The organism is Pontiella sulfatireligans (assembly GCF_900890705.1).
In the GTDB taxonomy this organism is placed as follows: domain Bacteria; phylum Verrucomicrobiota; class Kiritimatiellia; order Kiritimatiellales; family Pontiellaceae; genus Pontiella; species Pontiella sulfatireligans.
This window is the reverse complement of the sequence record NZ_CAAHFH010000003.1, coordinates 274,939-295,121: the sequence shown is the minus strand read 5'-3', so window position 1 is coordinate 295,121 and position 20,183 is coordinate 274,939. Positions and strand designations below refer to the sequence as shown.

Below are 20,183 nucleotides of genomic sequence, written 5' to 3'. Positions count from 1 at the left end.
CCCGATATAAACAGTGTGTGCCCTTTGTGTACCCTATTTGGTTGATTTCGACTGATATGAGTTGATCATAAATTGTAAAAACCCAGTGAATAGGGGTTTTATACGTTTAGAAAACACTTAGGTCACAGGTTCGAATCCTGTTCAGGACGCCATTCCTTTTCCCCAGGTATCGTTTGCCGGATGCCGTAAATCATGCAGAATGGCTTCATGCGTTTTGTGTTGGCCATTTTGTTAATCGTGTCTGTGCAGATTTTTGCCGACTGGCCTCAGTTTTTGGGGGTCGGACGTGAAGGGAGATCGGCGGAGCAGGGGTTGACGGCCGACCTTTCCTCAACAAAAACACTTTGGATGCATCCGCGGGGCGAGAGCTATTCCGCGCCGTCGGTTTCCGGGAACCGGTTGATTCATCACGCGCGGTTTCAATCAACGGAGAAGGTGGAGTGTTTGGATGCGACGACGGGCGCGCTGCTTTGGTCGGATGGGATCCCTGTCACATACCGGGACCGCTTTGGCTATCTCAACGGACCTCGCGCCAGTCCGTCCATTGACGGCGATCGAGTTTATGCGTTAGGCGTGCAGGGCGCGTTGAGCTGTTATCAGTTGCAGGACGGCAAGTTGCTGTGGCGTCGCCAGCTGGTAAATGAGTTTGGCGTGAGCATGGAATTTTTTGGCTTTGCCGGTTCGCCTCTGGTTGAGGGCGGTTTGGTGGTGGTGAATCTCGGCATGAAGAAGTGCGTGGCGGCGTTCGACAAGCTGACCGGCGAAACAAAATGGGTTTCGGGGGATCAATGGGGACGCAGCTATGCGAGCCCGGTTGCGGCTGCGATGCACGGCCGGCGCGTGCTGCTGGTTTTTGCCGGCGGGGAGTCGAATCCACCGGTGGGCGGTTTGCTCTGCCTGGATCCCTCCTCTGGAAAAATCCTCGACCGTTTTGCGTGGCGCAGTCCGCGCCATGCGTCGGCGAATGCGTCAACGCCGGTGGTTTCGGGCAACCGTGTTTTTATTTCGTCTTCCTACGATGTGGGCGGCGTGATGCTGGAGGTGCTTCCGGATTTTACGTTCAAGGAAGTCTACCGCACCAAGGCCTATGCCTCGCATTGGGCCACGCCGATCCTGGTTGATGGCCATCTCTACGGCTTTGCCAACAACAAGCTGGTTTGCATGGAATGGGCGACAGGAAAACGCGTCTGGCGCACTGTGCCGAAGCTCGAAGGCGCCTCCGCCGCCGATGCCTCTGAAGGTGCTGGCCGGGGTGCGGATCGCTACCGTCCGCCGCCCGGGGAGGGCGGATTCGGCATTGGTTCGCTGATTTATGCCGACGGCCGGTTCCTCTGCCTCGGCGAAAACGGCCTGTTGGCCTGGCTGGAGCTGTCGCCGGACGGATGCACTATTTTATCGGCGGTCCGCCTGTTCAAGGCCGACCAATCGTGGACGGGGCCGGTGTTGAGCGGCGGGCGCGCCTATATCGGCCAAAACCTGCCGGACGGCAAGCATGCGGCGCGCCTGATTTGCTTGGATTTGAATAAGGAGAGCGGCGATGGGGAATAGGTTTGAAGAGCGTTACCGGTCCGGCGACACGCCATGGGATCATGGCATGGTTGATTTTAATTTAGTGGAGGTCGTTTCGCGCAGGCCGGTCCAGCCCTGCCGGACGTTGGATATTGGATGCGGGACTGGCAACAACGCGGTTTGGCTGGCGCAGCAAGGCTTTGATGTGATTGGTTTCGACCTTTCGGCGACGGCGGTGGAGAGGGCGCGTGAAAAGGCGGCGGTGGCTCAAGCTGAGTGCTGTTTTGTTGTAGGCGATTTTCTCGCGGATGCGGTCCCGGATGCGCCGTTTGGCTTTGTATTTGATCGAGGCTGTCTGCATAGCATTCCAGAGCCGGAGGGGAAGGTGGCCTTTGCTGAAAAAGTGGCAGGCTTGCTGGTGCCCGACGGGCTTTGGCTTACGCTGGTGGGAAATGCCGATGAGCCCAAACGGGAGGTAGGCCCGCCTCAGCTTACGGCTGCCGAGCTGACGGCGGTGGTGGAACCCTGTTTTGAGGTCGTCTCGCTCGCGTCGGGGCGCTTTGGATCAGATCAGGAAACGCCGCCCCGGGCGTGGGTGTGTTTGATGAAGAAACGGGCGATAACTCTGCCGGAGAAATGACACGCACGACCTGCGGGCAAAGAAAAACCCCGCGCAAGGCGGGGTTTTGGAGTAACGGGCTAGCAACGAATGGGTTTGGGTTCACTATGGGTTGTTGCGTGTGCCCTGATTAAATTGTTGGGTTCATTAGTTATTACGAGGGACGGCGCCGGGGTGTTACCCAAAAAGCGCATTTTTTTGATCTTTTCTGCCTGTGATGGAGAAAATGGCGGTTTTGCAGGGGGTTTTCTATCCTAATTCTTGGTTGAGGCGGGTGATTTCTTTCCGCATTTTTTCAAAAACTTCGGCTTTGTAGACTCGGACGCTGGCCTCGGAGATGCCGAGCTGCTTGGCGATATCCTTGTTGGGGACCTCTCTGGAGACCATTTTGAAGACCTCGCGTTTGGTTTCGTAGATATCGTCCTTGATGTTGTCCCACGCCAGATTGGTGATGTGCAGCACCCATTCCTCGCGTGCGAGGTTTTCAATGTCGGGAAGCACGTGCTCCTCGATGTCGTGGTAATGCTCTTGGTATTCCACGGAATCACGCCCGGTGATGAAGTTTTTCTTGGTGCGGAAAAAATCCTTCACGGTGTTGCGGGTCATGGCGGCGAGCCAGTTGTGGAACTTGCCCTTGTTTTGGTTGTACTCAAAATCCTCGATCTTCTGCCAGACCTTGGTCAGCACGGCCTGGCTGATGTCCTCGGCATCGTCGCGGTTGATGCCCATGCGCAGGATCAGGCTGAGGATGAAGCCTCGGTAGATGTCTTCGAACTCAAGCCACGCTTCGTCGTTTTCCGTTTTCTTGAGCTTGGCCAGCAGGGTGACCCGCGTTTGATATTGGTTTTCTTCGACCATGTTTAGTTGTTGCTGTAAATGATGATTACACCGCGGCGGGCTAGCGTACGGATGATGGGATCGTTGCGGAAGGCATTGGAAACCGTGAGCAGTTTTAGGCTGCGGCACCAAATCAGCTGTTGTGAAATGGCAAGGCCTTCAATGCCGCTGATGTCGAGCGAGCTGAGCTTTGGATATCTCACGATATTGGAGAGGTTGCGGATGCCTGTTCCGCTGATATAGAGTGCCGTGAGCCCGGACAGTTGATCCAGTTCGAACAGGTGGTTGAGCTGCGTATCCGCCAAGTTAAGTTCGCGCAAGCCGTCTCCGCTGAGCAGTTTTAAATCGGGCGTTCCGATGCCGGCGGCGTTCAAGGAGTTGATGTCCAATCCGCAGAGCGGTGAAATGTCGTCGAGTTCAGGATTGCCGCTAATGTCGATTTTCCACCCGCGACCCGTTCCTTGCGCCCACTCGAAGTTGAGGTTTTCTAGCTTTGGATTCAGTAGCTTGAGCGATTCGGCAATGGCCGGAAAGTGGGTTTCTGGGTCAAAGGGTGAGCGGTTCAGGTGGTAGAATAGGCGCGGAATGCCGCTTCCCAAGTTGCTGGTCTTGAATTCGCGTATGAGTTGGGGGATTTCCGCGTCGGGGACCGGTTCCTCGCCTTTGTATTTCTCAGCTAGCAGGATGGCTGCGGGATCTTTCTGCACGGGCTGGCCATGGCTGCCGGAGAGAATATTCCATGCGTCGGAAAACTTTTGCTGGCAGAGGAGCATCTTTCCCTTCTTCAACCAGCCGGTTTCAAGCGAGGGATCGAACGCGAGGCCGGTGTCGAGCGACTGCTCGGCTTCTTTGAAGTCGTAGTCCTTTTCTTGCTGCATCATGAGGTCGAGATAGTCTGGTGCCACCTTTTGGGCTGTGGCTTCGATATAGTCGTTCTTTTGCTTCAGCTCGGCAAGGGCGTCTATTGCCACGCGTTCGCTGTTTTTAATTGAGGAAAAGCTTTGGGCGAGTACTACGGCAATAATGGCCAACGTTGTGGCAATCAGGCTGACCGCCAGCTTGTGGCGTTTGACCAGCAGGGTGGCGTGGGTGATGAAGGTCGGGTTTTCGGCGATGGTTGCAAAGCCGTCTTGGAAGCTGTGAATATCGCGGATCATAGCGGCCACGTTGGGATAGCGGTCGGCCGGATCGGTGGCCATGGCCTTCATGGCGATGGCGGCAAGGGCGGGCGGAATGCGCAGTTCGGGAGAGCATTTGCCGGGCGGCGGAAAGTCGCCGCGCACGGTTTTCTGGAGCACCTCTTTGACCGTGGCGCCTTCGAGCGGGCAATGGTAGGTCAGGATTTCGTAGAGCATGGCGCCAAGCATGTAGACATCGGTCTGGAAGTCGATGTCTGATGGAACGCCTTGCGCCTGCTCGGGCGACATATAGCCCGGTGTGCCGCCCACCACGTTCTTGAACTCGCGCCGCTTGGCCGTGCGTTCAAGGTAGCGGGTCAGCGTCTGTCCGTTTTCCAAAGAGACATCGTCCATGCTTTGCCACGAAACCGGCTCGCCGTCATATTCGTTCAAGTGCGTAATGAGCGTCGATAAGCCCCAGTCGAGCACCTGCACATCGCCGAAGTCGCCGATGTTCACGTTCGAGGGCTTGAGGTCAAGATGGATAACGCCCTTGGTGTGGGCATAGTCGATGGCGTTGCAGACCTTTAAGAAAACAGCCAGCAGGCGCGTGTTGGTGTAGCGCAGCCGGTATTCCTGATTGTTGTTGCTCAGCTGGCGGATGATTTCGCCCAGCGTCTCACCTTTGAGCGACTTCATCGTGAAGTAGGGGTTTCCGTTCTCGTCGAGCGCAATATCGTAGATCGGGATAATGTTCGGGTGCTGCAGGTTGGCTGTCAGCCGCGCTTCGTAGAGGAACGAGTCGATGTCGTCCTCGGAGGCAATCTTGGAATCCTGAATCAGCGCCATGGCCACCTTGCGCGCCGTGCGGTGGTCGTCGACCTCCCAGATGGCTTTCATGCCGCCTTGGTTCAGCTTCTTGGTGGCGGAGTAGCGATCTGCTGGATTGCCATCCATCAAGCCATCGCGGTTTGCCGTGCGATTTTCCTGCAAATCCTCTTCAAACAGGATTTTTTCGGTGTCGGAAAAAACAATGTCGTCGGCAAACAGGCCGGCATTGCCGATCTCGCGGTTGGTTTTGTTTTGATTGTCGTCCGGTTTTTCCATGTGTCTTCAGGGAATGTAAATTGGCATGAACAATAGCATTCGTGCCAAGGCAGGGCAACCTGCGAAAGCGGCATGAACCCGGCGCCTACCCAAGGAGCATGCGCTCGGTGGTTTCCCAATCGACGCATGCGTCGGTGATGGAAAGGCCGTACTTTAATTCGCCGGAAATCTTTTGGCTGCCTTCTTCAATGAAGCTTTCGATCATTGCGCCGGTGATCGGACAGCCGCCTTTTTTACGCTGTTTGAGGATGTCTTTCCAAACCTTGACCTGATTGCGCGCCACCTTGCTGGCGTTGGCGTGCGAGCAGTCAACCATCAGCGATTTTTCAAGGCCTGCGGCTTCGAGCTTGCAGGCGGCATAGGTGACTTCTGGATATTTAAAGTTAGGCTGCTTCCCACCGCGCAGTACGAGGTGCGTATTCGGGTTGCCGGTGGTCTTTACGACCGCGGTATGCCCGTTTTGGTCGATGCCCAGGAAGCTGTGCGGATTGCTGGCTGATTCAATGGCGTTGATAGCGATCTCGATGTTGCCGTCGGTGGCGTTCTTGAAGCCCACGGGCATCGACAGGCCACTGGACATTTCGCGGTGGGTCTGGGATTCGGTGGTGCGCGCGCCGATGGCCGACCAGCTGACCAGGTCGGCGGTATACTGAGGTACGATCGGGTCGAGGAATTCGGTGGCGATCGGCAGTCCAAGCTTGGCGATATCCAGTAGAAGCTTGCGTGCCGAGTGAAGGCCGAACTTCATGTCGCAAGAGTTGTCGAGGTGTGGATCGTTGATGAAGCCCTTCCAGCCGATGGTGGTGCGGGGCTTTTCAAAATAGACGCGCATCACGATGAAGTAGCGTTCCTTCACTGCGTCGGCAAGTTTGGCCAGGCGCTTGGCATAGTCGATCGCCGCCACTGGATCGTGAATCGAGCAGGGGCCGATCACGATCAACATCCGGTCATCGCGCAAGTGGATGATGTCGCGCACGGTTTCGCGGTCGGCCAGTACTTTGTTGGTGAGCTCAATGCCGAGCGGCAGCTCTTCCTTGAGGTTGGTCGGCGAGACCAGTTTCTTGAGTTCTTTTACGCGTAAATCTTCAGTCAAATGGATGTCGTTTGTCATAATCCGGCGAAATTAAACACAGTTGTCTAGCGATTGGAAGACTCTTCTTGTTTGCTTTCGATGATGCGCTCTTGGCGGTTGCGCAGGATTTCCTTGTTGGTCCTGACGCCGTACGGATCGCGGTAGGGCAGGCCGCGCGTGGTTTCGTAGATCATTTTAAGCTCGTGGTCGGGCAGGGGGATTTCAATGTCCGCTTCCCGCATGGCGGCAATCGTGCCGCCGCGCTGACGCCCAACGGGGTCGGTTTCGCCCACAAAAAAGCCGGCTTCCATCAGCCCCGCACGCACGGGAATGGCCGCGCAATAGGTCAGCAAAACCGCGTCTGGCTTCATGACAGATTTAAGTTTGCGGAAAAAGTCGACCGTCCACAGCTCGCTATTGCGCTGGGTGGAAAAGGCATCGAGGAATACTAGATCAAATTGTTCCGGTTGTAGTTTGCTCACTGTATAACGCGCGTCGCCCCAGAGGATGGAGATAGACGATTGCCACTGCACTTCGTTCCGTTGCTGTCGCAGGCTCCAGCCTCGCTGTGCGTGAGCCGTGGGGTGTGATTCGCCGGTCAGATAGAGTTCAGTTAGTGTCTTTTTCCAATCATTGGAATCGGTTTCCAATGATTGGATGTTTTGCGCCGCTGCGCCCACCACCCTCCGGTCCATTTCCAGTGCTGTGATAGTCAGGCTTGGAGGGGCGGAGGCCTCTCCGCCCGGGCGCACGGCGTGCGCCCCTCCAGTCGCCATGTTCATTGCCGCCAGACTGTTGTATCCAAGCCCAAAACAGACATCCAGCAGCTGTACGTTGCCTTCCGCCAGTCGCTCCTTCAATTTGCTCGGAACAATGTATTTTTCCTCGGCTTCCAATCTCGCTCCAGCAGGTGTGTGGTAATGCTCTTTGTAGTCCTCGTTCCAGAAGGTGATCGAGCTGTCGCTCGTGGTTACAGGGTTGAAGGGTTCAAGGGTTGAAGAGGCCTCTTCAACTCTTAAACTCTGTAACTTTTTAACTCGGCCTCTCCAGAGGTCTCCCTGTCTCCATTCACGGCAGGTCATCTGCTGAATGACGTAGTCCTTGAACTGCCCTTTGGCCATGTGCCACTTCGGGGCGATGAGTTCCTCGTCGAGCGTGTCGGTGGTCAGGCGCATGATCGGAACGTGGGGCGGCATGCGACGGATAAAGTCCATCAGGTGTTCGGCAAAGTCGTGCTCCATCAAAACGGGCAGGGAGGTGAGCGCGTGCTCCAGCGCAAGCGTGGTGCCTTTTTCAATATGCAGGTTGTGGATCTTCACTGCGTCGATCGGCAGGGCGGCCAGCGTATCTGCCGTCCGTTGATAATCGGTCGCGGTTTCGCCGGGCAGGCCGAGGATCGCGTGAACCGCAACCTTGATGCCGCGCCCGTGCAGTTTCTTTATGGCGGTCTCGCTCGATGCCCAGTCGTGGCCGCGGTTGACGCGCTCGAGGGTTTTGTCATGCACGGTCTGTACGCCGAGTTCCACCCACACCTCGATATGTTTGTTGAGCTCCACGAGAAAATCGCAGGCCTGTGGTGTCAGGCAGTCGGGGCGCGTGCCGATGCTGACGGCGGTAAAATCAAATGCGTCGAGCAGGTTGAGATACATCGGTTGCTGGCTTTCGCCGAACGTCGCCGAAAAAGCCTGGATATAGGCCATGTATTTTTTTGCGCCGTAGCGGTCGCGCGCAAAGCGGATTGCCTCTTTCATCTGTTCTTCAACAGAGTTCTTCCCAATGGTCTGCACGGCGGCGGAGCCGCGGACGTTGCAGAACGTGCATCCGCCGGAGCCGTCGGATTCGCGGTTCGGGCAACCGAGGTTAAAGTCGATCGGAACGCGATAGAGCGATTCGCCATGCCGTTCGACGAGGTAGTCTTTATATTGGAGATAGGGTTTGTTCATTGGGCGGTGAGTAATGCGCGATTCATGATTTCAGGTCAAGGCGCATCATGCACTCCGCGAACTTGCCGTAATTCATTCGTATTGGATTTGCAGCCGAATAAAGAGGCTGCTGTTGCCGCCCGTCGGAACCTGATTGGTGACCGTTCTGAATCCTCCGATGTCCTGGCTGCCTCCAATGAGGGTGTATCCGTTGGTGGTCCAGGATTGGGTGGTCAAGTTGGTGTTTAGCTCCAGATAATAGGTCAATCCGTATGCGGCGGGGTCGCTGCGTTGGCGATAGATATATTCTGCTTGGCCGGAACTGGTCAGGATTTGAAATGCCGGCACGATTTCGGGATTGAATCCATTGACCGGGTTTCCGCCGAGTCCGTATTCGGAAAGGTTGTCGAATCCGTCTTGGTCTGGGTCGGCGGACCAAAGGGCATTGCTTCCGCTGAGCAGGTAATCGCCGGCCCAGGTGTTGTAGGGCGATTCTTCCACCCAAATGACGCTTTGCGTGAATGAAGATCCGTTATCAAGGTTGTCCCAGTAAAGTGTGGAACCTTCGTTGGTGAAACTGCCGTCGAATCCATTTGCGCTGTAGGTCCCGTACGGCAAGCCGTTCGACCACGCGATGGTTCCGTTTGCAACGGCATTGGTGATCCAGTCCGTAATGTTCGGGTTGTTCCATTTAACCAACGCTTTCTCAATGCGAAGCACACCGTTTGAAACTTGGATGGAATCATTCAGAGAGCCAAGTATAACGATTTCGCCGCCTTGTAGATGCACGATTCCTGTAGAAGAGGTGGCCGCGCCTATAATCAGTTCTTTCGAGGTAATCGTTCCACCGGTTAAATCCAATGTTCCCATTGATCTGCTGGCAGAACCAAGTCCGATGGCGCCATCGATGTTCAGGTTTCCGTTTGCCATGAAGAGGGTGCCCGTAGAGTCAAGATGACCGATGTTCATCGAAGAACCAGCGGTTTCCATCGAGCCGCCATATATATTCAGTTGAGCTGTTGAGTTGGCCTGCCCAAGCGTGATGCCCCCGTCAAGCGCGCGGACCTGTCCATCGCTGAGTGTGAACGATCCGACGCCGTTCGCTCCGATGTTCAAGGTGCCGCATTCCAGCGTTCCTCCGGCGACATGCACGGTTCCGGTTGGCGCGAGGGCGCCTAGCTCCAGTTTCGCAACATGAAGCGCACCGGTTATGGAGACGGATGATGTGCCAGAGATATAAAGTTCCCCAAGCGAGTCGGGGCCCTTTCCGAGCGTCAGCGAATCTTTGATTCGCACGTTTCCGTTGGCAACGACGAGTCGGCCGATGCTCTCTTTGCTGCTGGCCACAATGAGTCCGTTTGAGCCTTGGACCGACAGCGTTCCTTCATTCAACACGCTCATGGTTGCAATGCAGTCCGGGTTGTTTCCAATGAGAAAAGCCGTGTTGGTGACGGAGGGGTCGGTCGGATCCATGCCCCATACGCTTCCACCATCGATTGTGAAGCTGGATTCGCGGTCCTCTTCCTTGAACCCCATGCGCATGCTGTTGAGCTGAAGGCTTCCGGCGCTGCTGACGCGGACGTGGACGGGCACATCCGCATAGGTATCCATCCACAGCTTGTCCGTGATGGCCTGCGACTGGACGGTGACGGTATAGGAATTGGTTTGGCGGTCGTGGTTGAGCCGCACCGTCGAGTTGCTCGCCGGAAAACCACCCGCCCAGTTGGTCGGAATATCCCAGTAGCCAGATGTCGACCCCTTCCAGGTAGTTAAGCCGTGGGCCACCGGGGCCATAGCTGATAAAGAGAGGATCAGTGCAGTCAGAAATTGTTTGTGCATAGAGATGATACACCGCTGGTGCTCACTTGGTCACAAGTGCTACCTAGCAATCCACGCAGATTCTACGAGGCGTCCGCGCAATGCGGAAATCAATCGCTTTGTGGAGAGGGCTCGATTAGGGCCGGAAGCTGGACGACGGTGGTGACGGTGACGCCTTCGCGGTAGGGGTAGGTGGTTTCTTCGGGGAGCGGCGCAACGAGGTAGGCTTCGGTAATGTCGAGATCCTGCATGGCGTGATGGAGCCCCCGTGTGGCTTTCGGTGCGGTGGAGGCCTTGAATTCGACGGCGATCCGCCGCATTCCTTTTTCGAGCACCAGATCAATTTCGGCACCATTTGAGGTACGGTAGAACGCTGGCTTCCATGAGTAGCCCAGAGTTGAGCAAATCTGTTCCAGTGCGTAGGTTTCCCATGAGCCTCCGTATGATGGGTGACCCAGCAGGGTGTTTTGGTCTTCTATGTTCAGTAAATGATGCATAAGGCCGGTATCGCGGAGATATACTTTGGGGCTTTTAACCAACCGTTTTTTCAGGTTTGTGAATAGTGGCCTGAGAACTCTAACCATGTAGGTCTTCTCCAGAATATCGATGTAGAATGTGATCGTGGTGCGTGAAACGCCAAGCGAGTCGGCGAGTTTGGCGGTATTGAGCAATTGTCCGCTCGTATGGGCCAACATCATCCAAAGGTGTTGCAGGGTTTGAGTTGATATAGTGAAACCGAAATTGGGAACGTCCTGCTCTAGATAGGTTCTGATCATATTCCCGCGCCACCGCCAACTCACCGCATCGGATGGAGCAAGGAAGCTGTCTGGGTAGCCCCCTCTGAGCCAATGTTGACGAAGGGAATTTTCCGGAAGTTCCGAGATGAGAAACGGGGTCAGGTCGATGAAATTAATACGCCCCGCGAGCGATTCCGAAGTCTGGCGAAGGAGTTCTGGCGAGGCTGATCCTAGAACCAGTATTTGTCCAGACCGGCGAGTGATATCAGTCAGCCCGCGGATCAAGGGAAAGATTTCAGGTATGCGTTGGATTTCATCCAGACAGACCAGTTTGTCCTGATTGGCTCGCAGAAAGGCTTCGGGGTCGTTGAGTTTGCTCAGATCAGAAACGACCTCCAGGTCCAGATAAACAGACTTTCCGAGATCCTGGATTACTTTTTTCGCAAGAGTCGATTTTCCGCATTGCCGTGAGCCCAGAATGGCGACGACCGGAAATTGCGACAATCCTTGTTTTAAATCCTGCTCCAAATAACGTTGGATATACTGAGCCATGAGCGAATTAATATTCCGGTTCGCTTGCCATGTCGAGTATATAACCATGTAAAATGCCTTCTATAAAGACATGTTACATGTTTGTTCTGGGTGGGTTTATCGGTCAAACAATAGGCGCTGCCCGCGGACGGCGTCGTTGACTTGGCCATCGATGTAGGCGAGCTGCCCGTTGACGAGCGTGGCGGCGATGGAGGATTTGAAGGTGACGCCTTCGAAAGGCGACCAGCCGCATTTGTAGAGAATGTTGTCCTTGGAAACCGTGTGCGGGGTTTCGGTGTCAATCAGGGTGAGGTCGGCCCAGTAGCCTTCGCGGATAAAGCCGCGTTCCAGACATTGGAAAATACGCGCCGGATTGTGTGCCGTTTTTTCGGCGACCATTTCGAGCGGGAACAGTTCCACGGCCGTGGGCATAGCGCTTTGGATGAGCGGCAGGCCGGAGGGGGCGGAGCCGTATGGGTTTTGCTTTTCTTCCCAAAGGTGCGGGGCATGGTCGGTGCCGATGGTATCGATCAGCCCGCTTTTCACCGCTTCGCGCAGCGCGCTGCGGTCGGCCGGGGTTTTGATCGAGGGATTGCATTTGATCAGCGCGCCTTTGCGGTCGTAGTCGTCGGACGAAAACCAGAGCATATGCGGGCAGGCTTCGCCGGTGATTTTCTTTCCTTCGACTGGTCCCGCCTTGAACAGCCCGAGTTCCTTGGCGGTGGTCAGGTGCAGGACGTGGATCTGCGAATTGTATTTAGTGGCCAGTTCGACGGCGAGGGCGGTGGAGCGGTAGCACGCTTCCTCGGAGCGGATTTTCCAATGCTCGGAAAAGGGAATGGCCTCTCCATATTTTTCGCGGGCGTCTTTTTCGTTTTTGCGAATTGTGTTGGTGTCTTCGCAATGGAGAGAAATCGGAACCTTGACCTGGCTAAAAATATCTTCCAGCTGCTGCGCGCGGTCGACGAGCAGGCCGCCGGTTGAGGCGCCCATGAAAAGCTTCACGCCGCAGACGGTTTTTGGATCCATTGCCAGCAGCTCATCCATGTTGGAATTGGAAGCGCCGAGGTGGAAGGAATAGTTGGCGACGCACTTGGTGGCGGCCAATGCAAACTTGTCTTCGAGCACGGCGTTGGTGATGGCGGCCGGCTTGGTGTTGGGCATCTCCATGATGGAGGTGACGCCACCGGCGACGGCCGCGCGCGTTTCGGAATGCAGGTCGGCCTTGGCTTCCAGTCCCGGATCGCGGCAGTGCACGTGGCAGTCGATCATGCCCGGTAGCAGCGCTTTGCCCATGGCATCGATGACCGTGTCGGCCGCTTGGTTGGTCAGGCTGGAGGCCACCTTTTCGATCCGTCCGTTCTTGATAAATACATCGGCGGGGCGGGAAGAACCTTCGTTTACGAGATTGGCGTTGGTGATCAGTATCGTTTGCATGCGGGCAATCTATGCAAGCAGAACGACCGGCGCAAGGATAGGCAGAATAATTTAGCGGCAGAATAATTTTCAGTTCCTGCCTGTTTAGAAAATGGTTCTGCCGCTAAATTATTTTGCCAACACTTCTTCTGAGCCGCTAGCTCATGATCACGAGCGCGAGCCACGGAACCAGGTTAAAGACGATGAAGAGTATCTTGTAGATGCCAATATAGCCGTAGACGAATGCGTTGATCGCCTCATCGCTCAAACAGAACAATTTGCCGTGCGTGCGTTGGATCATGCCGCGTGCAAACATGCACATAACGGCTGAAAAAATGAATAGTCCGAGGTTGATCACGGTCATCCAACCGAAGAATTCTTTAAGCATTACCACGTTCATGGAGCACCTCCTTGTGTTGCTTTCTACGCCGGAAGTGTCGCGCTGTTCAGGGTTTGTGGCAAGCTCCGAGATCAGTCCAAGCTGGCGCAGACTCCTTGTTCGCCAAAGACGAACGGAACCTTGATAAAGGCGATTTTTTTGCCGATCTGCTTGGCCTCGGCTTTGCGCGCGGCTTTGATAGCTTTGTCTTTCAGGGTCATGTCGCCTTTGCTCGCTTTGATGGCGGCTTTGACCGCCTTGGCGCGGGTGGCCTTGACAATCTCGGCCATTTCGAAGAGGCCGAGCAAGAGCTGCGCGCCGTAGCCTCGGCCGATCACGTCGTAGCCCGGGCGGCCGAAGCCGTGGTCGGAGGCCGGCGCGTGGTCGGGGCGGAACACGCCCTGCCAGCCGAGATCAACCAGCGTGTGCACCACTTTGGCCAGCTCTTCGCGGTGTTCGGCATGGTGGCCTTCGCGAAAGTTTTTGCCGTCGGTCTCGATGGGGCGCAGGTGGATGTGCGGGAAGATATCCTCCATCGACATCCCCTTCATTTCCCCATATTCGGCGATTTCGCGGATGACGGCAGTGATGTCGCGGTTGCTTTCGTTAGCCATCAGCGAGCCGATGCACATGTTTACGCCGCAGCCGTGGTCGAGCAGGAATTTGTAGCCCGCCGAGCCGCCGACGGCGCGCGGGGTGCCGGGGAAAGGCGAGAACGCGGGATCGTCGGCATGGCAGCAAAGGCGCACTCCGCAGGCATTGGCGACTGGAACGACGGTGTCGAGGAAGTAGGCAATGTGGTCCTGCAGCACTTCGACCGACATGCCTTCGTATTTGGACACCGCGGCGCGGAAGTCGTCGAGCGTAAACCCTTCCTGTGCACCGGGAAGACCGGCAGTGATCATGTTGATCAGCTGCTGCTGGCGTTCGGTGTCGTTGGCTAGGTATTGGTTCCAGTATTGGCGCGCTTCTTCGACCTCCGCGGCGGTGAACGAATCGTCGTCGACGTAGTCCTGTTCGTTGTCGTGGCGCTTCAGCAGATAGATGTCGAAGGCGGCGAAGGCGGGATGGATGTATTTCAGCGTTTTGGAGCCGTCGGGCAGGGCGGTGATGCTTGTGCGCGTCCAGTCGGCCACCAGCATAAAATTGCCGACCACGTTGATGATGCCAAACCGGCCTAGGTTTTGCAGGCTCTGCTTGTAGTTGCGGATGTGCTTTTCGCGGTCGGGGCTGCCGTTTTTAATATCCTCGGTAAAAACCAAACTTTCGGCGGTGTCCCAAACGAGGCCGGTGCGCTCGGCGTGGATTTGGTGCCACTGGTAAAGCTTCATGCCTTCGAGGTCAGCCGGAGCATCGGAATGGGACCGGAACTCGACCTCGATCTTGCGCTTGGCCACCTCGCTTTCCGTCCAGATTTCGCCGGCAGGAATGTGGTGAAGCGCCGTAACAATGTTCGTTACGCCCGGTGTTTGCTGGATATTCCGTATGGTTACCTCATCTTCTGGGCCAAACCAGCGCATGCCGGCCCTGACGCGTTCCCGATTCCAGTTTTGATTAAAGATTTCGCTCATATTTCGCCCTATTGGTTAAAACGGCGGCAATATCGGGGGGCAGTTGTTGAAAAGCAATGTTTTTTCTTGCTTAAAATGCGGTAAAAGCGTTTTCTCAAACCATTGAGGAGTTGGTTTGGCCTGCGAGTTAAAGAAGTCGTTCACAAGCAGTGAAAAGGCTGTTAATAACCTGTTGATTATCGATAAACCTCTGGAGGAGAATAAAATGACTGAAACAGCATCGAAAAAGTATGCCCTGCTTGTGCCAACCAGCATGGGAGTGCGTCTAACCCCGGTAGATTCGCAGCCTTTTCATTGCAGCGACACGTTTAAAATGATGGCCAGCAGCGCGGAAAGCAATGTGGCTAGCGTTTCCTCATACCTGGGGTTGCCGGTTAAGGTACTGACCGCATTTGTCAAAGACAGCCCGGTTTCGCACTTTATCAAGGATAACCTCGGAAGCCGTCGGATGGACTTCGAGGGCCCTGAGTTTGAGCAGGGCGATCCGTGGGGCTTCCGCCACCAGATCAACATGGCCGACAGCGGCTGGGGTTCCCGCGGGCCGCGCGTGCAAAACGATCGGGCCGGCGAGGTTGGCCGTGAACTGTGTGTGGATGATTTCGACCTGGATCGGATTTTTGCAAAAGAAGGCGTCGAAATTGTACACCTTTCGGGGCTCATCGCGGCGCTGTCGCCCAAAACCTGCCAATTCTGCCTGGATATTGCCCGTGTCGCTAAGAAAAACGGTTCACGAATCTCGTTCGACCTCAATCACCGGGCCAGCTTTTGGAAGGGCCGGGAAGACGAGTTGGCCAACGCCTTTGCCGAAATCGCTTCCCTCAGCGACATCCTGATCGGCAACGAAGAGGATTTCCAGCTCTGCCTCGGCATCGAAGGCCCGGAGTCTGGCGGCAAGGGGTTGGATGAAAAAATTGATGGCTTCAAAGAGATGATCGGCCGGGTTCAGGCGGCTTATCCCAATGCAACCTACTTCGGCACAACGCTGCGGGAGGTTGTTTCGGCAAACTGCCATATGTGGGGCGCGCTGGTGACCGACGGAACCGATTGGGAGATCATCAAGCCGCGCGAAATCGGCGTGCTCGACCGCATCGGCGGCGGCGACGGCTTTGTCGGCGGCTTGCTCTATGGCATTCTAAAGGGCTGGGACGTGCAAAAGTGCGCGCGGTTTGGTTGGGCCAGCGGCGCGTTGGCGGCCACGATGCTGACCGACTATGCGCAGCCCGCAGACGAAGATCAGCTTTGGAGCATTTGGGAAGGTAACGCACGAGTGAAACGGTAGGGGCGACACGCATGTCGCTCGCACAACGGATAGGGGCGATATGCATGTCGCCCAATTATAAGGAGAGAATCATGAAAGCAGATATTGGATTGATCGGATTGGCAGTAATGGGCGAAAACCTCGTCCTGAACATGGAAAGCAAGGGCTTCACTGTGGCGGTTTTCAACCGCACGGTGGAAAAGGTCGACAAGTTTGTGTCCGGCCGCGGCGCAGGCAAAAACTTTATCGGATGCCACAGCATCGAAGAACTCTGCGCCAGCCTGGAGCGTCCGCGCAAGGTGATGATGCTCGTCAAGGCCGGCCAGGCCGTCGATGACTTTATCGAAAAGGTCATCCCATTCCTCGAAGAGGGCGACATCATCATTGACGGAGGCAACAGCCACTATCCCGACACGATCCGCCGCGCCGAATATGTCGAAAGCAAAGGCCTGCTCTACATCGGCACCGGCGTCTCCGGCGGCGAAGAGGGCGCGCTGCTCGGTCCGTCGATCATGCCCGGCGGCTCGCCGGCCGCATGGCCGGCCGTGAAGCCGATCTTTCAGAAAATTTCCGCCCAGACCGAAGCCGGCGAGCCCTGTTGCGAGTGGGTCGGCAGCGACGGCGCCGGCCATTTCGTGAAGATGGTCCACAACGGCATTGAATATGGCGACATGCAGATGATCTGCGAAATCTACCAAATGATGAAGGAAGGCCTCGGCCTCTCCAACGAGGAGATGCACGAGGTATTTACCGTCTGGAACGCGAGCGAGCTCGATTCCTATCTGGTCGAAATCACCCGCGACATTCTCGGCTACAAAACCGAAGCCGGCGAAGCGGTCATTGATCAGATTCTCGATACGGCTGGCCAAAAGGGCACCGGAAAATGGACCGCGGTTTCCGCGCTCGATTGCGGGCAGCCGCTCACGCTGATCGGCGAGGCCGTATTTGCCCGCTGCCTTTCCGCGCTGAAGGATGAGCGCGTTGCTGCCTCGAAAGTGTTGAGCGGACCCTCTGTTAAGTTCGATGGCGACAAGGCCGCGCTGGTTGACGATCTCAAGCAGGCGCTCTATGCCTCCAAGATTGTGTCTTATGCACAGGGCTATCAGCTCATGCGCGCCGCCGCCGAAGAGCACGGCTGGAAGCTGAACAACGGCGAAATTGCCTTGATGTGGCGCGGTGGCTGCATCATCCGGTCAGCCTTTCTGGGGAATATCAAACAAGCGTTTGATACCGATCCTGATCTCGTAAACCTGTTGCTCGACCCCTTCTTTAAAGATGCGATCGAAACAGCACAGGCATCCTGGCGCCGCGTAATCATCAAGTCGGTCGAACTGGGAATTCCGATGCCGGCGATCGGCGCTGCGCTGACCTACTTCGACGGCTACCGCTCCGCCCGCCTTCCGGCCAACCTGCTGCAGGCGCAGCGCGACTATTTCGGCGCGCACACCTACGAACGGCTGGATAAGCCCCGCGGCGAATTCTTCCACACCAACTGGACCGGCCGCGGCGGCGACACCGCTGCTTCTACCTACATTGTTTGATCATGCTAACCAGACGGATCGGTCTGATCTGACCGATCCGTCGGAGAAAAATGATGATTAGTCGTTTTGGAGAAAACACCTCCATTTCCGAAACCGAGCTTCGGGAGCTGGTTTTTGAGTGCTTGGATAAGGCGGGGGAGCTGAAGAAGGTTCTGATCCTTCCGCCCGACCACACCCGCCTGAATTCAATGGCCGGGCCGATTACGGCGATGGTCTACGAAAAGCTTGTGGGCGAGGGCGTGCAGGTTGATATTCTTCCAACCCTTGGAACGCATAATCCGATGACGGAAGCGCAGCTGCGCATGATGTTTGGCGATGCGATTCCGCTCGACGCCTTCAAGGTGCACGACTGGCGCAACGAGGTGGTCCAGAAAGGATTGATCGACGGCGAAATGCTCTCCGAACTTTCATGTGGTAAAGTCGACTACACCGTTGGCGTCGAAGTTAACCAAATGCTGTTCGACGGCTACGACCTGATCCTCTCCATTGGCCAGGTGGTGCCGCACGAAGTGGTCGGGATGGCCAACTACACCAAGAATATTGTCGTCGGTGCCGGCGGTTCGGACATCATCAACAAGTCGCACTTTCTCGGAGCGGTGGCGGGCATTGAAAACATTCTCGGGCAAACCGACTCGCCCGTGCGCCGGTTGTTTAACCATGCGGTCGAAACCTATCTGAGCGATTTGCCGATTACCTACATGCTGACGGTGATGGAGCAGGACTACGACACCCGCGAAATGCACATGCGCGGCTTTTATGCCGGCGAGGACGTTTCCGTTTTCGAAGAGGCCTGCGAGCTGGCGCGCGCGGTAAACATTATTCTGCTCGACCGCGAGCCGAAGAAGGTGGTCGTCTATCTCGATCCGCACGAATTCCAGAGCACGTGGCTGGGCAACAAGTCGGTTTACCGCACCCGCATGGCGATAGCCGACGACGGCGAGCTGGTCGTGCTGGCCCCGGCGTTGAAAGAGTTCGGCGAAGACCCAACGATTGATAAGCTCATCCGCAAGTTTGGTTATTGCGGAACGCCGGCTACGCTCAAGTACGTTGAGGAAGACGAAGAGCTGCGCAGCAACCTCGGCGCGGCGGCGCATCTGATCCACGGCTCGTCCGAGGGCCGCTTCAAAATCACCTATTGCCCCGGCGACGGCATCACGCTCGACGAAGTCCGCTCCGTCGGTTTTGAGGCCGCTCCGTATGAAGAAATGGCGGCAATTTATAACCCCGAAGAGCTTAAAGATGGCTTCAACACGATGCCCGACGGTGAAGAGATTTTCTACATCAGCAATCCCGCGCTCGGCCTCTGGGCGTACAAGGAAAAATTTAAATGAGCAACGCAAACATAGGAATGATCGGTCTCGGAGTGATGGGGTCGAACCTCGCCCGCAACATGGTGTCTAAGGGCTTTACCGTGTCGTGCTACGATTGGGACGAGTCGTTCCGCAAAGGATTTGCCTCCGAATATACCGAAGGCTTTTTCCATGCGGACAGCCTGAAGGCTTTTGTTGAGTCGATTGAGCGCCCGCGCAAGATCATGATCATGATCAAGGCCGGCTCGCCGGTGGATTCGGTGCTGGGCGAGCTCGCTCCGCTGCTGCAACCCGGCGATGTGGTGATTGACGGCGGCAACTCGCAGTGGGAAGACACCGAGCGGCGCATTGGTTTTTGCGAGGAGCAGGGTTTGCTGTTTGTGGGGTGCGGCGTCTCCGGCGGTGAAGAGGGCGCGCTTAACGGTCCTGCCATGATGCCCGGCGGTTCGGCGGGCGCGTGGGAATTGATCAAGCCCATCTTCGAGGCGATTGCGGCTCGCACGCCCGAGGGCGTAGCGTGCGTCGACTGGGTCGGAATCGGCGGTTCCGGCCATTTTGTGAAGATGGTGCACAACGGCATTGAATACGGCGACATGCAGATGATCTGCGAAACCTATCAGGTAATGCGCGACGGTCTCAGTATGTCGAACATTGCGATGTCGGAGGTTTTCGGTCGCTGGAACAACGGCAAGCTTGATTCCTATCTGATCGAAATCACCCGCGATATTTTGGCCTTCGAAACCGAAGACGGCGAACAGACGGTGGACATGATTCTTGACGCTGCCGGACAAAAAGGCACCGGTAAGTGGACGCTGATGGCTGCGCTGGATGCCGGGGAACCGTTGCCGCTGATCGGCGAGGCCGTGTTTGCACGTTGTCTTTCCGCACTGAAGTCGGACCGCGAAGAAGCTGCCAAATGGTTGGCCGGTCCAAAGATGGGCATCGATGTGGATCAGGAAGATTTTGTGGAAGAGATAAAGCAGGCGCTGTACGGCTCGAAGATTATTTCTTACGCGCAGGGTTTTCAACTCATTCAGCAGGTTTCCAAGGAGCAGGGTTGGAATCTAGATCTTGCCCGGCTGGCTCAGTTGTGGCGCGGCGGATGCATTATTCGCTCCGTGCTGCTGCGCACCATCAAGGAGGCGTTCCAGCGCAGCCCTGATTTGTCGAACCTGCTGCTCGACCCGCTCGTTGCGGAGGCGGTCGGTGAGGCGCAAGTGCATTGGCGCAATGCCGTCGCCTGCATGACCCGCGCGGGCATTGCCTCTCCGGCGATGAGCTCGGCGTTGTCGTACTACGATGGCTTCCGCACCGCGCGTGGCTCGGCCAACCTGCTGCAGGCGCAGCGCGACTATTTCGGCGCACACACCTATGAACGGATCGATCAGCCGCGCGGTGAGTTTTTTCACACCCAGTGGTTCTAGAATTAATACGCAAT

The 20,183-nt window shown here is 56.2% G+C and carries 15 protein-coding genes; 6 read left to right on the top strand and 9 right to left on the bottom strand.

The window, feature by feature from the left end; genetic code table 11:
* Positions 1–219 precede the first annotated feature (219 nt).
* Positions 220–1,548, top strand: coding sequence for a PQQ-binding-like beta-propeller repeat protein (locus tag SCARR_RS25695; protein WP_168433619.1), 1,329 nt, complete (start codon positions 220–222; stop codon positions 1,546–1,548).
* Complete coding sequence (locus SCARR_RS25690; RefSeq protein ID WP_136065221.1) at positions 1,538–2,149, top strand: class I SAM-dependent methyltransferase; 612 nt, start codon at positions 1,538–1,540, stop codon at positions 2,147–2,149. Before SCARR_RS25695 ends, SCARR_RS25690 begins: the two co-directional genes overlap by 11 nt.
* A 228-nt stretch (positions 2,150–2,377) precedes the next feature.
* Here the strand turns inward: SCARR_RS25690 and SCARR_RS25685 are convergent, their stop codons facing one another.
* From SCARR_RS25685 to uxuA, 9 genes are all read right to left on the bottom strand, one after another.
* Positions 2,378–2,986 carry an RNA polymerase sigma factor gene (locus SCARR_RS25685; RefSeq protein WP_136065219.1) on the bottom strand — a complete coding sequence of 203 codons (609 nt, stop codon included), beginning with the start codon at positions 2,984–2,986 and terminating at the stop codon, positions 2,378–2,380.
* Between the two features lie 2 nt (positions 2,987–2,988).
* Positions 2,989–5,190, bottom strand: a complete 2,202-nt coding sequence (locus tag SCARR_RS25680; RefSeq protein WP_136065217.1) for a serine/threonine-protein kinase — start codon at positions 5,188–5,190, stop codon at positions 2,989–2,991.
* An 85-nt stretch (positions 5,191–5,275) separates the two neighbouring features.
* Complete coding sequence (locus tag SCARR_RS25675) at positions 5,276–6,289, bottom strand: 3-deoxy-7-phosphoheptulonate synthase (protein ID WP_407984929.1); 1,014 nt, start codon at positions 6,287–6,289, stop codon at positions 5,276–5,278.
* A gap of 38 nt (positions 6,290–6,327) precedes the next feature.
* Positions 6,328–8,205: a TIGR01212 family radical SAM protein gene (locus SCARR_RS25670; RefSeq protein WP_136065213.1), complete on the bottom strand. Its 1,878-nt coding sequence runs from the start codon at positions 8,203–8,205 to the stop codon at positions 6,328–6,330.
* Positions 8,206–8,277: 72 nt separating this feature from the next.
* Complete coding sequence (locus tag SCARR_RS25665) at positions 8,278–10,023, bottom strand: hypothetical protein (RefSeq protein WP_136065211.1); 1,746 nt, start codon at positions 10,021–10,023, stop codon at positions 8,278–8,280.
* Positions 10,024–10,112: 89 nt separating this feature from the next.
* Entirely contained in the window at positions 10,113–11,339 is a 1,227-nt protein-coding gene (locus tag SCARR_RS25660) for an ATP-binding protein (protein ID WP_187356391.1), read from the bottom strand.
* A gap of 48 nt (positions 11,340–11,387) precedes the next feature.
* Complete coding sequence (locus SCARR_RS25655; RefSeq protein WP_136065209.1) at positions 11,388–12,707, bottom strand: dihydroorotase; 1,320 nt, start codon at positions 12,705–12,707, stop codon at positions 11,388–11,390.
* A gap of 136 nt (positions 12,708–12,843) precedes the next feature.
* A complete protein-coding gene (locus SCARR_RS25650; RefSeq protein ID WP_136065207.1) occupies positions 12,844–13,086 on the bottom strand; it encodes a DUF6868 family protein in 243 nt (80 codons plus the stop codon).
* A 71-nt stretch (positions 13,087–13,157) separates the two neighbouring features.
* On the bottom strand, positions 13,158–14,636 hold the full coding sequence (gene uxuA, locus SCARR_RS25645) for a mannonate dehydratase (RefSeq protein WP_136065205.1): 1,479 nt from the start codon (positions 14,634–14,636) through the stop codon (positions 13,158–13,160).
* 205 nt (positions 14,637–14,841) lie between these two features.
* Here uxuA and SCARR_RS25640 point away from each other — a divergent pair, with 205 nt between their 5' ends.
* The 4 genes from SCARR_RS25640 to gnd (SCARR_RS25625) are packed head-to-tail and all read left to right on the top strand — an operon-like array spanning position 14,842 to position 20,169.
* On the top strand, positions 14,842–15,915 hold the full coding sequence (locus SCARR_RS25640) for a sugar kinase (RefSeq protein ID WP_136065203.1): 1,074 nt from the start codon (positions 14,842–14,844) through the stop codon (positions 15,913–15,915).
* Positions 15,916–15,959: 44 nt separating this feature from the next.
* On the top strand, positions 15,960–17,435 hold the full coding sequence (gene gnd / locus SCARR_RS25635) for a decarboxylating NADP(+)-dependent phosphogluconate dehydrogenase (protein ID WP_407984894.1): 1,476 nt from the start codon (positions 15,960–15,962) through the stop codon (positions 17,433–17,435).
* Between the two features lie 50 nt (positions 17,436–17,485).
* Positions 17,486–18,766, top strand: coding sequence for a lactate racemase domain-containing protein (locus SCARR_RS25630; RefSeq protein ID WP_136065199.1), 1,281 nt, complete (start codon positions 17,486–17,488; stop codon positions 18,764–18,766).
* Positions 18,763–20,169 (top strand): decarboxylating NADP(+)-dependent phosphogluconate dehydrogenase, encoded by a 1,407-nt coding sequence (gnd, locus tag SCARR_RS25625; protein WP_136065197.1) that lies wholly within the window; start codon positions 18,763–18,765, stop codon positions 20,167–20,169. The genes SCARR_RS25630 and gnd (SCARR_RS25625) overlap by 4 nt, the downstream gene beginning before the upstream one ends.
* Positions 20,170–20,183 lie beyond the last annotated feature (14 nt).